This is a genomic window from Paenibacillus sp. LC231, assembly GCF_001860525.1.
GTDB lineage: Bacteria > Bacillota > Bacilli > Paenibacillales > Paenibacillaceae > Paenibacillus_AQ.
Map to the genome: position 1 here is coordinate 340,623 of NZ_JFOM01000044.1, position 13,348 is coordinate 353,970.

Below are 13,348 nucleotides of genomic sequence, written 5' to 3' on the forward strand. Positions count from 1 at the left end.
GGAAGTACTACAATGCCTAAAATGAAAACACATAGCAGCCTGAAAGGCCGCTTCAAGATTACTGGTACTGGTAAAGTTAAACGTTATAAAGCTTACAAAAACCACTTGCTTTCCCACAAATCCAAGCGTGCGAAGCGTGTATTGTCCAATAGCCCAGTTATGGCGCCTGGAGATGTTAAACGTTTGAAGCAAGGTCTGGCTAACTTGAAATAGTAAACAACAATTATTGGGAGGTCTTTTGATATGGCACGAGTTAAAGGCGGATTTGTCGTTCGTCGTCGACATAAAAAAGTATTGAAGCTTGCGAAAGGTTATTTCGGTTCCAAACACCGCATTTTTAAAACAGCGAACGAGCAGGTAATGAAATCCCTCGTTTATGCATACCGGGATCGTCGTACAACGAAACGTAATTTCCGTAAATTGTGGATCGTTCGTATCAACGCCGCTGCTCGTCAAAACGGTCTGTCTTACAGCAAATTGATGCATGGTCTGAAGCTTGCTGGCGTGGACATTAACCGTAAAATGCTGGCTGATCTGGCTGTTAATGATCTGAACGCGTTCAATTCCTTGGCTACTGTAGCTAAAGAAAAAGTGAACGCTTAATTATACGTGTATGAAGAAACCGCCGTAATATTACGGCGGTTTTTTTATTTTCCACTCCTGTCTGTCATACATAAGAATTGCTAGCGCTGAATGCTGGGCAGGACGAGCTTTTTCACCTATCTTTAGCCGTGGTAAGGGCCATGAAACAAGCAAAGGAACTCCTTCCGGAATAGATTGAATGTATATTACCTGAGGAGGGATCTTATGCACAAGCCTGTCAGCAAGGCAAAAGTGAAATCATATGTGGGCAAACAGATCGTAGCGTATAAGAAAGACGGGACGATGGTGACAGGCAAGCTGGTACGCATTTCCGGCAACCGCCTTTTTGTAGAACCGGCAACCAAGGGGAAAAAGGTGAGAACCAAGGCGATTCTTCCGCTCGCATTGTTTGACCTTCTTGCCATTGGGACGGCACCTTATGCATTCGGTGGAGGCTATGGTGGCGCATTCGGTGGATATCCGGGAGGCTACCCAGGGGGATACGGCGGATTCGGACCGGGGTATGGCGCGTTCGGGCCAGGCTTTGGGCCAGGTTTCTTCTGGTAATTAGAGGAACCAAATCTTCTCTAGCTCATAACAGCGGCTCGGTTCGATGATTCTTGTAACCGTGTAGCCGAGCTTTCGGTAAAAGTTAAGGCCGGTCTGGTTTCCAATATCCACCATGACCTTGGCGCGTTTGCATCCGCGGGATACAGCGAAACGTTCGGCATGCTCCATCAATCGGACACCCCACCGTCTTCGCTGTGCGGTGGATGCGACGGCCAGCATATCGATATACAGCAGTTCGCCGTGCATCATAAAATGGATAAAGGCAATGATTTTATCGTTATCCTGAGGCGAAGCAACAAGGGTCACGCCGCGTCGTAATCGAGAGGGAATATCCTTGCGGATGATGTCCAGCTCTTTTTTTGTCATATGGGAAAGCGGGACGAGTTGGGACTCAATGAGTTGTAGAATCATCGGATCATCCTGCTCCGGTTTTCGATAGCGGATCATCGTGTTGTTTCCTCCCTTCACCGCTATTAAGGATAGCTCCATTTATCATATGTAGCAGGGTTTAAGAGCGTGTTTTGCATCAAGGAAGCGAGGGGATTGTTCCAATAGTGAATGAAAACCTTTCATCGGAAGTAAAATAAATGTGTTGACTTCTGGAATGAATGAATCATATAATGTTTCTAAACATTTTAACGAATATATCCAATCGGCAATGATGAGGACGAAGTTTAAAGGGCTCTTTTGCTCAGAGAGTGGATGGATCAGCTGAAACCACCACCAAAACCCCTTTTATACGAGCTCACCTCGGAGCTGTTTCCCTGAAAGATGCTACGTTATGACTTTATCGCATTAAGTCGTAACAGCGTTTATTAGGGGGAATCGTCTTAGTCCACGTTACGGACTGCAGATATTGAAGAACTGTGTTCATTGTGTTCTTCATACCTGCTGAGGCTTTACACTGCGAAGTGTAGAGCAAACATGGGTGGTACCACGGAAGCTAAACCTTTCGTCCCTCACACGGAGATACTCCGGGTGTGGCGACGGAAGGTTTTTTTGTTGCTTGAATGAAGAGTGCCAATATTTGAGAGGAGGATGACTGATGAGCGCGCAAACTCCAGAAGTGCGGTCTACAGAACAATTACGAGAGAAATGGTTGAAGCCTGAAGTGATTACCGGATCGGAAATCTTGCTTCGGAGTCTTCTGCTCGAAGGTGTCGAATGCGTCTTTGGGTATCCGGGCGGAGCGGTCCTGTACATCTACGATGCCATGTATGGTTTTGAGGACTTCAATCACGTCTTGACCCGTCATGAACAAGGCGCCATTCATGCAGCTGACGGTTACGCTCGCGCAAGCGGCAAAGTCGGTGTGTGCATAGCGACTTCAGGACCGGGGGCAACGAACCTTGTGACCGGTATCGCAACAGCTTATATGGATTCCGTTCCACTCGTTGTGATAACCGGCAACGTTGCAACAACCCTGATCGGTACGGACGCTTTCCAGGAAGCGGACATTACGGGCATCACGATGCCGATTACGAAACACAGCTATCTGGTAAGAGATGTAAAGGATCTGCCAAGGGTGATTCACGAAGCCTTCCATATCGCTTCAACCGGCCGTAAAGGTCCGGTACTGATCGATATTCCGAAGGATGTATCCGCCGCAACGACGCTGTTCCAGCCGGAAGAACGAATTCAACTGAGAGGATACAATCCTCGGACGGTACCTAACAAACTTCAGTTGGATAAATTAGCCCGCGCGATTGAGGAAGCCGAGCGTCCTATGATCCTTGCTGGCGGCGGCGTGATTTACTCTGGAGCTCATGAAGGGCTGTACGAATTCGTGAATAAATCCGGGATTCCGATCACGACAACGCTTCTCGGTCTGGGTGCCTTCCCAAGCGGCCATGAGCTGTGGACAGGAATGCCGGGTATGCACGGAACCTACACCTCGAACCATGGTATTCAGCAGTCGGACCTGTTGATCAACATCGGGGCAAGATTCGATGACAGGGTTACAGGCAAGCTCGATGGTTTCGCGCCACATGCGAAGATTGTTCATATCGATATCGACCCGGCTGAGATCGGCAAGAACGTGCCAACCGATATCCCGATTGTCGGAGACGTGAAGACCGTGCTTGAGATGCTGAATCCGCTTGTTCCATACGCTGCGAAAGCAGATGCCTGGAGAGACCAGATCAGAAAATGGAAAGCCGAATACCCATTCCGTTACGTCGATTCGGATACGGTGCTGAAGCCGCAATGGGTTATCGAAATGTTGAACGATACCACGAAGGGTGAAGCCATTGTAACGACTGACGTTGGCCAGCACCAAATGTGGGCCGCGCAGTATTACAAGTTCAACCAGCCGCGCTCCTGGATCACCTCCGGCGGTCTCGGAACGATGGGTTTCGGATTCCCGTCCGCGATCGGTGCTCAGATGGCGCATCCGGACCGCCTGGTCATTTCGATCAACGGGGATGGCGGCATGCAGATGTGTTCGCAAGAACTTGCCATCTGTGCCATCAACAACATTCCGGTAAAAATCGTTGTCATCAACAACCAGGTGCTCGGTATGGTTCGTCAATGGCAGGAGCTCATTTACGATAACCGTTACAGCCACATCGATCTGGCAGGCAGCCCTGATTTCGTCAAGCTGGCCGAAGCCTACGGTGTCAAAGGACTTCGCGCCACGACGAAAGAAGAAGCACAGCGTGCTTGGGCCGAAGCGATGGAAACACCGGGACCCGTCCTCGTTGAATTCGTTGTTGAGAAGGGCGAGAACGTGTATCCGATGGTGACGCAAGGGTCGACAATCGATCAAATGCTGATGGGGGATGCGTAAGATGAGTACAAAACATACCATTGCCGTACTAGTGAACGACCAGCCGGGTGTCCTGCAGCGCGTATCCGGGTTATTCGGACGCAGGGGCTTTAACATCGAGAGCATTACCGTGGGGCAGTCGGAGGAATCCGGCTTGTCCCGGATGGTTATCGTAACCACCGGTGATGAAACGACGCTGGAGCAGGTGGAGAAGCAGCTTTACAAGCTGATCGATGTTATTAAAGTCATTAACCTGAGCTCGAAACCGATGGTAGCCAGAGAGCTCGCCCTGATCAAAGTAAAAGCCGAGCCATCGGCAAGACCGGAAATTATGGGCGTTGTCGAAACGTTCCGCGCATCCGTCGTGGATATCGGCACAGCTAACCTGATGGTTCAGGTGGTTGGCGATACCGTCAAAATCGATGCCATGATCGAACTGCTTAAGCCGTATGGCATCCAGGAGCTTTCCCGTACCGGGGTTACCGCGATGATTCGCGGTAACGCGTAATGATTTTACGTTTATCTTTTATCCGGATGACAAAGTTATTGCAATATAAGCGTTAGACACCTGCATGGCATGAGCGGGTGTCTCAGCAGATCGGGAAAGCAGCGGTCTATTGAGATACCCGCTCATCATGAAGGGTCTTTAAAATCAAAGGAGGACTTATACAAATGGCAATTACTACTTATTATGAACAAGATGCAGAACTCAGCGTGTTAAAAGACAAAACAATCGCGGTTATCGGTTATGGAAGCCAAGGTCATGCTCAAGCGCAAAACTTGCGCGACAGCGGACTTCAGGTTGTCATTGGTCTTCGTGAAGGCAAGTCGTTCGACAAAGCGAAAAACGATGGTTTCGAAGTGCTTCCTGTAGCCGAAGCCGTCAGCCGTGCAGATGTAGTACAAATTCTGATGCCGGACGAAACGCAAGCAGCGGTATACAAGAACGATATCGAGCCAAACCTGAAAAAAGGCGCGGCACTGATGTTCTCCCACGGTTTCAACGTTCACTTTGGTCAAATCGTAGCTCCAAAAGACAACGATGTCCTTCTGGTTGCTCCTAAATCCCCAGGTCACATGGTTCGCCGTACTTATGTTGAGGGCTTTGGCGTACCTGGATTGATTGCAATCGAGAAAGATGCGACTGGACAAGCTAAGGCAATCGGTCTCGCTTATGCAAAAGGCATCGGCTGTACTCGTGCCGGCGTTATCGAAACCTCCTTCCGTGAGGAGACAGAAACCGACTTGTTCGGTGAGCAAGCTGTATTGTGCGGCGGTGTGTCTGCACTCGTCAAAGCTGGCTTCGAAACTTTGACTGAAGCTGGATATGCGCCAGAAATGGCATACTTCGAGTGTCTGCATGAATTGAAATTGATCGTAGACATGATCTATGAGGGTGGTCTTGCTAGCATGCGCGACTCCATCAGTAACACAGCGGAGTATGGCGACTATGTAACAGGCCCTCGCGTGGTAACCGAAGATACGAAGAAGGCAATGAAAGAAGTCCTTTCCGATATTCAACAAGGTAAATTCGCTCGCGACTTTATCCTTGAGAACCAGTCCGGACGTGCATTCCTGACAGCTACCCGCCGCAACGAGTCCGAGCATCCAATTGAAGTGGTTGGTGCCGAGCTTCGTGAAATGATGCATTGGATCAAAAAATAAGAATATATAGAATTCATAAGAATTCTTCCGGGTTTGGGGCAGTCAAGCATGAGATGATGGTGCTACTGCCGGGATCCTTTAGAATAAGCAGCCGGCGGCAGGGGATATCATGAACCTTGCCGCCGGATGTTTACGTCATGCGATAAACTTCAAGGAGGTGCCGACATGCGAAAGATTTATGTCTTTGATACAACGCTGCGGGATGGAGAGCAGTCTCCTGGCGTGAACTTGAACACTCGGGAAAAGGTGGAAATTGCCCTTCAACTCGAGAAGTTGAAAATCGACCGCATGGAAGCAGGCTTTCCAGCGGCGTCACCCGGTGACCTTGCTGCTGTGAACGCAGTGGCACGCGCGGTTAAAGACGTCACGGTCATTGGATTGTCACGTTCCAGAGAGAGTGACATCGATGCGGTTCGCGAAGCGCTTCAGGGAGCACAGGATCCATGCATACACGTATTCCTGGCGACTTCCCCGATTCACCGCAAGTTCAAGCTGCGGATGGAGAAGCAGCAGGTGCTGGAAACGGCGCAGGCCTCGATCCGTTACGCAAAGAAATACTTTTCCAAAGTGGAGTTTTCCCTGGAGGATGCCGGCCGGACGGAGCTGGATTTCATGGCTGAGGTCGTAGGCATGGCTGTACGGGAAGGCGCCAATGTCGTTAACATTCCGGATACCGTGGGTTATTTGAATCCTTCGGAGTACGGGGCTATATTCAAATACTTGAAGGAAAATGTTCCGGATATCGAGAAGGTGCAGCTGAGCGCGCACTGCCATAACGATCTGGGCATGGCGACGGCGAATACGCTTGCCGCCATTCTGAACGGAGCCGATCAGATCGAAGGAACGATCAACGGAATCGGCGAACGTGCAGGGAATACCGCCATTGAGGAAATTGCGATGGCGCTGGAGACGCGCTCCGAGTTTTTCGGAGCGAAGACGGGGCTGGCACTAACGGAAATCGCCCGCACGAGCCGCCTGGTGAGCAAGCTGACCGGTATGGTCGTGCCGGGCAACAAAGCAATTGTCGGCGCGAACGCGTTTGCTCATGAATCCGGCATTCATCAGGACGGCATGCTGAAAGAGAAGACGACCTACGAAATCATGACGCCGGAGTCCATCGGGCTCAAAGAAAGCAAGCTGGTGTTAGGCAAACACTCCGGCCGTCATGCTTTCCGGGAGAAGCTGCTGGATTTGGGTTATGAGCTGAGCGAAGAACAGGTGAATGACGCATTTGCCAAATTCAAGGTGCTGGCCGACAAGAAGAAGGAAGTATCCGATGAGGATCTGCTGGCTCTGCTGGAAGAGAAACTGATCGATACGCCGGAAGTGTTCAAGCTGGAAACGATTTTTGTTGCTTACGGCAATGAATCGACACCGACGGCGCGGGTTCGTATTGCGACTGCGGAGCAGACGATTGAGGAAGAGGCCGAGGGCAACGGTTCCGTCGACGCGATCTATAACGCGATCGACAAGGTGACCGGCGAAGAGGTTACGCTTGCGGATTATTCCATCAAATCGGTAACGCACGGCAAGGATGCTCAAGGTGAAGTGCATGTCGTGCTGTCGCAAAACGACGTGGCTGCGCAAGGCCGCGGCTTGAGCACTGACATTCTGGAAGCAAGTGCAAGAGCTTACGTGGATGCGGTTAACGTCCTGATCGAGAAACGCAAAACGTTTAGCCGGCGTGAGCGCGCTACGCTTTAATCCATACTTAAAGTGCATGGTAGCTCTGAATCGCATCGTTTTGTGCTGCAGGAGATATTCAAAAGAAAAAGAGGGGCCGTTGTTAAAGCGGCTCCTCTTTTATTTATTTTATGATGCTGTTGGCCGGCCGTGAATGCTGGTATCAGATACGAGCTCCGAGCCTTTAACTCTCATGGCAGTGTGCCGATACCGCCTGATGCAGCTGATCAGCGAGATAAGACAGCGTTTCGTTCGGGCGTTATCCTTATTTTACCAGGCGTAGGCCTGCGGAGCGGCTCCGCCCGGACCCGGGAAAATTTCGTCCAGACGCTTCATTACGGATTCATCGAGTTCAATCTCAAGCGAGCGCAGGGAGCTTTCGAATTGCTCCAGCGTGCGCGGTCCGATAATCGGTCCCGTAACCGCCGGGTTTTTAAGCACCCAGGCAAGGGCGACGTTATCCTGTGGTTCGCCAAGCTCCTGGCAGAGTGCGGCGAACTGTTCCAGCTGCGAGCGGTGTTTCTCTACGCGCTCCGCATTGCCCCCACTGCGAGAGCCTTCGATTTTCTTAAGCGCATTGCGTCCCAGCAGTCCGCCGTCCAGCGGGCTCCATGGAATGACACCGAGTCCGAGCTGCTGCGAAGCGGGAAGCACTTCGAGTTCCGGCAATCGGCAGGTCAGGCTGTATTTATGCTGTTCGGAAACGAGGCCGAGGAAATGACGGCTCTGGGCTGCGGCTTGTGCAGCCGCAATCTGCCAGCCCGCAAAGTTGCTGGATCCGACATACCCGATTTTTCCTTGATGAACCGCAACCTCAAAAGCACCCCACAGCTCGTCCCAGGTGACGGAAGGATCGACGTGATGCATTTGGTACAGCTCGATATGGTCTGTCTGCAGACGCTTTAGCGACGCTTCGAGATGACGGCGAAGCTTATAGCTCGACAGCCCGGCTTCATTATTGGGACCATCCAGAGGATCGCTCATGGAGCCATAGAATTTGGTAGCCAAAACGACTTTCTCGCGGCGGCCCCCGCCTTGGTTAAACCAGCGTCCGATGATAGTTTCGGTTAGTCCGGAGTTCTCGCCCCAGCCGTAGATATTGGCCGTGTCGAAGAAGTTGACGCCGGCGTCAAGCGCAGCATCCATGATGCGGAAGGCTTCCTTCTCATCCGTAGCAGGACCAAAATTCATCGTCCCCAAACACAGACGACTTACTTTCATACCGGATTTACCTAGAGCTGTGTACTTCATAATCAATGATCACTCCTTGGTCGTTTAGGGTATAAGACAAATTCACCCCTATTGTAGCGTATTGGCAGAAAAATGTAACTAACGGCGTTCGGAGACGTTAATATGGTTGCACTGAAAGCCGACCTGCGAGTGATCTGTTTAATTCAAGAAGCAACAAGCAGGAGCAAGAAGCACAAGCAGGACTAGGAGTAACCGAGAATCTCTTCAAGATGTTACTTTCAAGAGCCGCCCCATGCTTATGTATAGGGCGGCTCTTCTATCTCCCACCACCCTTGTGGTCAGGGAGATGTGCTCTTCTCCAGTGACCTGCCAATCGCCAATTCATTAGCTTCGAAGCAGCGAAGAGGACGAATCGATTCCGGAAAAGCGAAGCGGTCGCCTTTGGAGCCGAATTTCAACCGCTAACATACAATCCAGAAATTCGGCGACAACAGCGATTGGAGGAACGATACGTACTCGGAGCCTCCCACATTAAGTCTTCGAAGTCTCGCATAAAGCTGCTCTCATTAAAGCCGCTCTCGCATAAGTTACCCACGCACAAAAGCACACACGATTAAGCTTTACCTCGAGTCTTTCTCAAAGTAAGCCTTACTCGCATTCAGTCGCTCTTGCGATATTAACTCTTCGAGCGTCTGCACAACTCTTCGGCGCAACCATCTCCCTGATCACATTCCCCCTACTTATAGGCAAAACGAATTAAGTTCATAGTTTCTATATCTTGGTCAATCAAGGGGGAAGTATGTTACAACATTAACTAGATGATTAAATACGACCAGTGTATATATAAATGAAGGAGTGACGAAGAATGGCAGAAACGAAGAAAATCGCAGTAATCGCCGGAGACGGCATCGGTCCTGAGGTAGTGGCTGAAGCGGAGAAGATCATTAAACGTACCGAAGAGGTGTTCGGATATTCATTTACGACGGAACATGCATTGTTTGGCGGCATTGCCATTGACGAGAAAGGGACGCCGCTGCCAGAAGAAACGTTGAAAGTATGTAAGAGCGCCGATGCTGTATTGCTTGGTGCGGTAGGCGGTCCGAAATGGGACAACAATTCGAAGGAGCTTCGCCCGGAAACCGGATTGCTTGGCATCCGTAAAGAGCTTGGCCTGTTCTCTAACCTGCGTCCGGCTGTCATTTTCGATTGCTTGAAGGATGCGTCCACATTGAAGCCTGAAGTTCTGGAAGGCACTGACTTGATGGTCGTTCGTGAGCTGACAGGAGGCATATACTTCGGCGAGAAATTCAGACGCGAAGGTGCTGGTGGCGAAGAAGCTGTAGATACTTGCGTATACAATACGGCTGAGGTAGAGCGAATCGTCCATCAAGCCTTCGAGATTGCACAGAAGCGCCGGAAGAAGCTGGCTTCCGTCGATAAAGCGAACGTGCTGGAAACGTCCCGCTTGTGGCGCGAAACGGTAAACCGCATCGCTCCTGAATATCCGGACGTGGAGCTGGAGCATGTGCTGGTAGACAATTGCGCGATGCAGCTTCTGCGTCGCCCGTCCAGCTTTGACGTGATCGTAACCGAGAACATGTTCGGCGACATCCTAAGCGATGAAGCAGCCATGCTGACAGGTTCCATCGGCATGCTGGCATCCGCATCCATGGGCGAGGGTGCTTTCGGCCTGTACGAGCCGGTACACGGTTCGGCACCGGACATTGCCGGCCAAGGCTTGGCAAACCCGATCGCAACGATTCTGTCCGTAGCGCTGATGTACCGCCTCACGTTCGGCTACGAGGATGCGGCAGACGCAATTGAACGCGCAGTTGCCGAGGTGCTTGATGCCGGACATCGTACAGCAGACATTGCTGTGGATAAGAGCAAAGCGCTCAGTACGACAGAAATGGGCGATTTGATCGCTGCGGCTATCCGTTAATAGAGGAAGCATCCGTTCAAAGAAAATCCTTATTTATAATAATTATAATAAAGTAACGTCTACAATCTTGACTTTGATTAGCCTCAATGATAACATTTCTATTAAATGTTCATAGGAACATAGCATGTAGGAAATACACGTATTTTCTTACATATGTTAAGGAGGAATTCAATCATGGCAGAACGTTTGGTTGGTAAAGCGGCTCCTGATTTTACAATGGAAACTGTATCAGGAGACGGTAAAGATTTTGGTAAAGTAAGCCTGTCCGACTACCGCGGCAAATGGCTCGTATTCTTCTTCTATCCGCTTGATTTCACTTTTGTATGCCCAACTGAAATCACGGCTCTCAGCGATGCTTATGATCAATTCAAAGCATTGGATACTGAAATTCTGGGTGTAAGTGTTGACTCTATCCACAGCCACAAAGCTTGGATCAACACTGCTAAAGAAGCTAACGGTCTGGGAGCATTGAACTTCCCGCTGGCTTCCGACATCACCAAAAACGTAGCAAGAGACTACGGTGTTCTGATCGAAGAAGAAGGCGTTGCTCTGCGCGGCTTGTACATCATCGATCCGGAAGGCGAATTGAAATATCAAGTTGTTAACCATAACGACGTAGGCCGCAGTGTAGAAGAAACGCTTCGTGTTCTTCAAGCACTTCAATCCGGCGGATTGTGCGCTATGAACTGGAAACCAGGCGACAGCAACCTGTAATTCCATTTCGTTAAAGTTAAGGCAACCCTCATTATCTGACATTATGTGCAGGTAGTGGGGGTTTTTTCACCTCTGATTTTAATGGATGAAATAGGGGAAGACTCTTGTTTAGAGAACCGCTCTTGCGTTGATATATAATTTAAATTTAAATATATAGGCTTACGGACTTATGTTTAGGGAATCGTGCCTAAAATTTTAATCGAGGTTCTTTTCATGAAGGAATTAGCGGGAGTGAAAGCGAATACAATATTTTGAAACGGTTGAGAATCCACAAAAGGAGGGTGAACGATATGAGTTTTTGCTGTGGGGCTAGTATGATGGGTACAAAGGGTACACTGAAGCATTATCGCACTCAAGTACATAATGTTCCCCTGCTGTCTTGTCCGGTCTGCCATCGCGTGGAGGTACATCATCGGGTTGAGAATGAGTATGAAATATTAGCTGAATATGCCCATGGTGACGGAGCATCCCAGGTGGATTTTCAGGATTATGTGATGGAAGATGAGGATGCGATTTTTGAAAATGTTGTCAACCGGGAGTCGGAGGATCCGCTAACGGTGGTTCAGAGTCAGATTGATATGTCGTTAGATCTCCTGGTGGTTGCCAAATGGATGGAGGATGAGAAGTGGCAGGGCGAACTGAAAAGACGGCTTGCCGTGATGAGTCAGCGCAGGCTCCGGCTCCAGAAGCAGCCTTAATCCAGGAATTAATAAAGCCTCGTGATTACCCGGGGCTTTTTTAATGTTTCAAATCATACAAAAGGGGGTAATGTTTATATTAGTTGTTTGTTGTTTGGAATTAGGTGTTAGATACACTACATAAGCAGAAATACATAAGCATGATGTATGGTATTTTTATGCAATTTCCCATTTTTCGACAGGATTTCTGATTGACGTTTCTTTGTCTCGATGACTATCATGGAAGGAAGCAGATTCGGGCTGCTTCTGATTCAAAGGCGGACAAGCTGATGTTTGCAAGGTTTTTTGTCGGTTTGGTGAGTTCAACTTTTCATGAAAAGGGGGAGCCATCTTGTTGAGTCAAATCCGTGAATCTGAGCTGCAGGCAATTCGTTCTTTTCATTCCAGCCAGCTTATTAGGAACAAGTATGAGAACATACTGGAGAATCTCGACAGCGGGATCATCCTCTTTGATAGTGACGGTGTGTTAGCATTTGTTAATGTACAGATGGCAAAATTGTTAGGTGTATCCCGTAAATCGCTGACTGGCTGTACGCTGACCCAACTATTGCGACATCCCCAGCTCTCCAGATTTAAGAAGAGAAAAATACTTCGCATTTTTCGGGAAACGGTATTCCACCGCAAGAGATTTCATGAATTGGTTGATGAATATGGCCGATCGTGGCTGATCACGATGACTTATGGGGACCAAATGGAAGGCGATTTTCTGATCAGCGTGAAGGATGTTTCCGACTTCAAACGAATTGAGCAAACCGCTTATCAGAACGATAAGCTGGCCATGCTGGGAAAGATCTCGGCCTCCATTGCCCATGAGATACGCAACCCGCTCACCTCCATCCGTGGCTTCATCCAACTGCTTCGTCCGCATCTCGTAAGTCTAGGTAAGGACGAGTATGCCAGAATTATACTTACGGAGATCGATCGTGCGAATGATATTATATATGAATTTCTAAATTCCTCCAAACCCTCGGCTCCAGAAACCAAGATTGTGTCCGTATCCTCTTTATTGAAGGAAGTTGTTCTGCTAACTGAAAGTGAAGCCTTAATGAAGGGATGCCAGATTAATCTGCATACCGATAAGACCCCGCCTGCGTTTATATCCGTGGATGTGAAGCAGATCAAACAGGTGATTCTGAATATTATTAAAAATGCCCTGGATGCGATTAATGAGCATCACGATGAGAACATCACCGGCGTGATTGATATTTCAGCCCGCGATACGGGGAAACATATCAACATCTGCATATCGGATAACGGCGGCGGCATGGATCAGAATACACTGAACCACCTGTTCAACCCGTTCTTCACAACGAAGGAGAGTGGAACGGGGCTCGGATTATCCGTAAGTTACAGTATCATCAGAAACCATGGCGGTTCGATTGCCGTGGATAGCCAGGTTGGTGCCGGAACGGAGTTTGTGATTACTTTTCCCAAGCTGGACGTTCCGGAAGTCTAAGTTTGTACAATATGTGCCTGAAATGAATACGAGAGCAGCTGTTCCGATGGAATGGCTTTTTCTTTTTTAGGAGGAGATTA

13 protein-coding genes are annotated in these 13,348 nt (G+C 49.3%); 11 read left to right on the forward strand and 2 right to left on the reverse strand.

Translation table 11 applies throughout. The annotated features are described in order from the left end of the window. The first annotated feature begins 12 nt into the window (after nucleotides 1-12). From rpmI to AK95_RS25235, 3 genes are all read left to right on the forward strand, one after another. Entirely contained in the window at nucleotides 13-213 is a 201-nt protein-coding gene (gene rpmI / locus AK95_RS25225) for a 50S ribosomal protein L35 (RefSeq protein ID WP_007127239.1), read from the forward strand. A gap of 30 nt (nucleotides 214-243) precedes the next feature. Next, nucleotides 244-603, forward strand: a complete 360-nt coding sequence (gene rplT / locus AK95_RS25230) for a 50S ribosomal protein L20 (RefSeq protein WP_071222669.1) — start codon at nucleotides 244-246, stop codon at nucleotides 601-603. Nucleotides 604-807: 204 nt separating this feature from the next. Then, nucleotides 808-1,149 (forward strand): hypothetical protein, encoded by a 342-nt coding sequence (locus AK95_RS25235; protein WP_071222670.1) that lies wholly within the window; start codon nucleotides 808-810, stop codon nucleotides 1,147-1,149. On the opposite strand, the gene AK95_RS25240 is transcribed toward AK95_RS25235, so the two are convergent. Further along, nucleotides 1,150-1,599, reverse strand: a complete 450-nt coding sequence (locus tag AK95_RS25240) for a GNAT family N-acetyltransferase (protein WP_071222671.1) — start codon at nucleotides 1,597-1,599, stop codon at nucleotides 1,150-1,152. A gap of 598 nt (nucleotides 1,600-2,197) precedes the next feature. Between AK95_RS25240 and ilvB the strand changes: the two genes are divergently transcribed. The 4 genes from ilvB to AK95_RS25260 all read left to right on the forward strand — a co-directional run bounded on the left by ilvB (nucleotide 2,198) and on the right by AK95_RS25260 (nucleotide 7,288). Further along, nucleotides 2,198-3,940 carry a biosynthetic-type acetolactate synthase large subunit gene (gene ilvB, locus AK95_RS25245; protein ID WP_071222672.1) on the forward strand — a complete coding sequence of 581 codons (1,743 nt, stop codon included), beginning with the start codon at nucleotides 2,198-2,200 and terminating at the stop codon, nucleotides 3,938-3,940. 1 nt (nucleotide 3,941) lies between these two features. After that, entirely contained in the window at nucleotides 3,942-4,427 is a 486-nt protein-coding gene (gene ilvN, locus AK95_RS25250; RefSeq protein WP_071222673.1) for an acetolactate synthase small subunit, read from the forward strand. 164 nt (nucleotides 4,428-4,591) lie between these two features. Then, a complete protein-coding gene (ilvC, locus tag AK95_RS25255; protein ID WP_009589347.1) occupies nucleotides 4,592-5,584 on the forward strand; it encodes a ketol-acid reductoisomerase in 993 nt (330 codons plus the stop codon). 165 nt (nucleotides 5,585-5,749) lie between these two features. After that, on the forward strand, nucleotides 5,750-7,288 hold the full coding sequence (locus tag AK95_RS25260; protein WP_071222674.1) for a 2-isopropylmalate synthase: 1,539 nt from the start codon (nucleotides 5,750-5,752) through the stop codon (nucleotides 7,286-7,288). 249 nt (nucleotides 7,289-7,537) lie between these two features. On the opposite strand, the gene AK95_RS25265 is transcribed toward AK95_RS25260, so the two are convergent. Continuing rightward, nucleotides 7,538-8,518, reverse strand: a complete 981-nt coding sequence (locus AK95_RS25265; protein WP_071222675.1) for an aldo/keto reductase — start codon at nucleotides 8,516-8,518, stop codon at nucleotides 7,538-7,540. Between the two features lie 805 nt (nucleotides 8,519-9,323). On the opposite strand from AK95_RS25265, the gene leuB reads away from it, so the two are divergent. From leuB to AK95_RS25285, 4 genes are all read left to right on the forward strand, one after another. Beyond that, nucleotides 9,324-10,400 (forward strand): 3-isopropylmalate dehydrogenase, encoded by a 1,077-nt coding sequence (leuB, locus tag AK95_RS25270; protein ID WP_071222676.1) that lies wholly within the window; start codon nucleotides 9,324-9,326, stop codon nucleotides 10,398-10,400. A 174-nt stretch (nucleotides 10,401-10,574) separates the two neighbouring features. After that, entirely contained in the window at nucleotides 10,575-11,114 is a 540-nt protein-coding gene (locus tag AK95_RS25275; protein WP_009593058.1) for a peroxiredoxin, read from the forward strand. 290 nt (nucleotides 11,115-11,404) lie between these two features. Beyond that, complete coding sequence (locus AK95_RS25280) at nucleotides 11,405-11,812, forward strand: hypothetical protein (protein ID WP_015737147.1); 408 nt, start codon at nucleotides 11,405-11,407, stop codon at nucleotides 11,810-11,812. Between the two features lie 331 nt (nucleotides 11,813-12,143). Then, nucleotides 12,144-13,268 (forward strand): ATP-binding protein, encoded by a 1,125-nt coding sequence (locus tag AK95_RS25285; protein WP_071222677.1) that lies wholly within the window; start codon nucleotides 12,144-12,146, stop codon nucleotides 13,266-13,268. Nucleotides 13,269-13,348: the final 80 nt, after the last annotated feature.

What these genes read in the sequence shown, in the direction of transcription:
- AK95_RS25265 (WP_071222675.1), bottom strand. Translation starts at nt 8,518, where the DNA reads ATGAAGTACACAGCTCTAGGTAAATCCGGTATGAAAGTAAGTCGTCTG.
- ilvN (WP_071222673.1), top strand. Translation starts at nt 3,942, where the DNA reads ATGAGTACAAAACATACCATTGCCGTACTAGTGAACGACCAGCCGGGT.
- AK95_RS25235 (WP_071222670.1), top strand. Translation starts at nt 808, where the DNA reads ATGCACAAGCCTGTCAGCAAGGCAAAAGTGAAATCATATGTGGGCAAA.
- AK95_RS25275 (WP_009593058.1), top strand. Translation starts at nt 10,575, where the DNA reads ATGGCAGAACGTTTGGTTGGTAAAGCGGCTCCTGATTTTACAATGGAA.
- rplT (WP_071222669.1), top strand. Translation starts at nt 244, where the DNA reads ATGGCACGAGTTAAAGGCGGATTTGTCGTTCGTCGTCGACATAAAAAA.
- ilvC (WP_009589347.1), top strand. Translation starts at nt 4,592, where the DNA reads ATGGCAATTACTACTTATTATGAACAAGATGCAGAACTCAGCGTGTTA.
- AK95_RS25280 (WP_015737147.1), top strand. Translation starts at nt 11,405, where the DNA reads ATGAGTTTTTGCTGTGGGGCTAGTATGATGGGTACAAAGGGTACACTG.
- AK95_RS25260 (WP_071222674.1), top strand. Translation starts at nt 5,750, where the DNA reads ATGCGAAAGATTTATGTCTTTGATACAACGCTGCGGGATGGAGAGCAG.
- ilvB (WP_071222672.1), top strand. Translation starts at nt 2,198, where the DNA reads ATGAGCGCGCAAACTCCAGAAGTGCGGTCTACAGAACAATTACGAGAG.
- AK95_RS25240 (WP_071222671.1), bottom strand. Translation starts at nt 1,599, where the DNA reads ATGATCCGCTATCGAAAACCGGAGCAGGATGATCCGATGATTCTACAA.
- rpmI (WP_007127239.1), top strand. Translation starts at nt 13, where the DNA reads ATGCCTAAAATGAAAACACATAGCAGCCTGAAAGGCCGCTTCAAGATT.
- leuB (WP_071222676.1), top strand. Translation starts at nt 9,324, where the DNA reads ATGGCAGAAACGAAGAAAATCGCAGTAATCGCCGGAGACGGCATCGGT.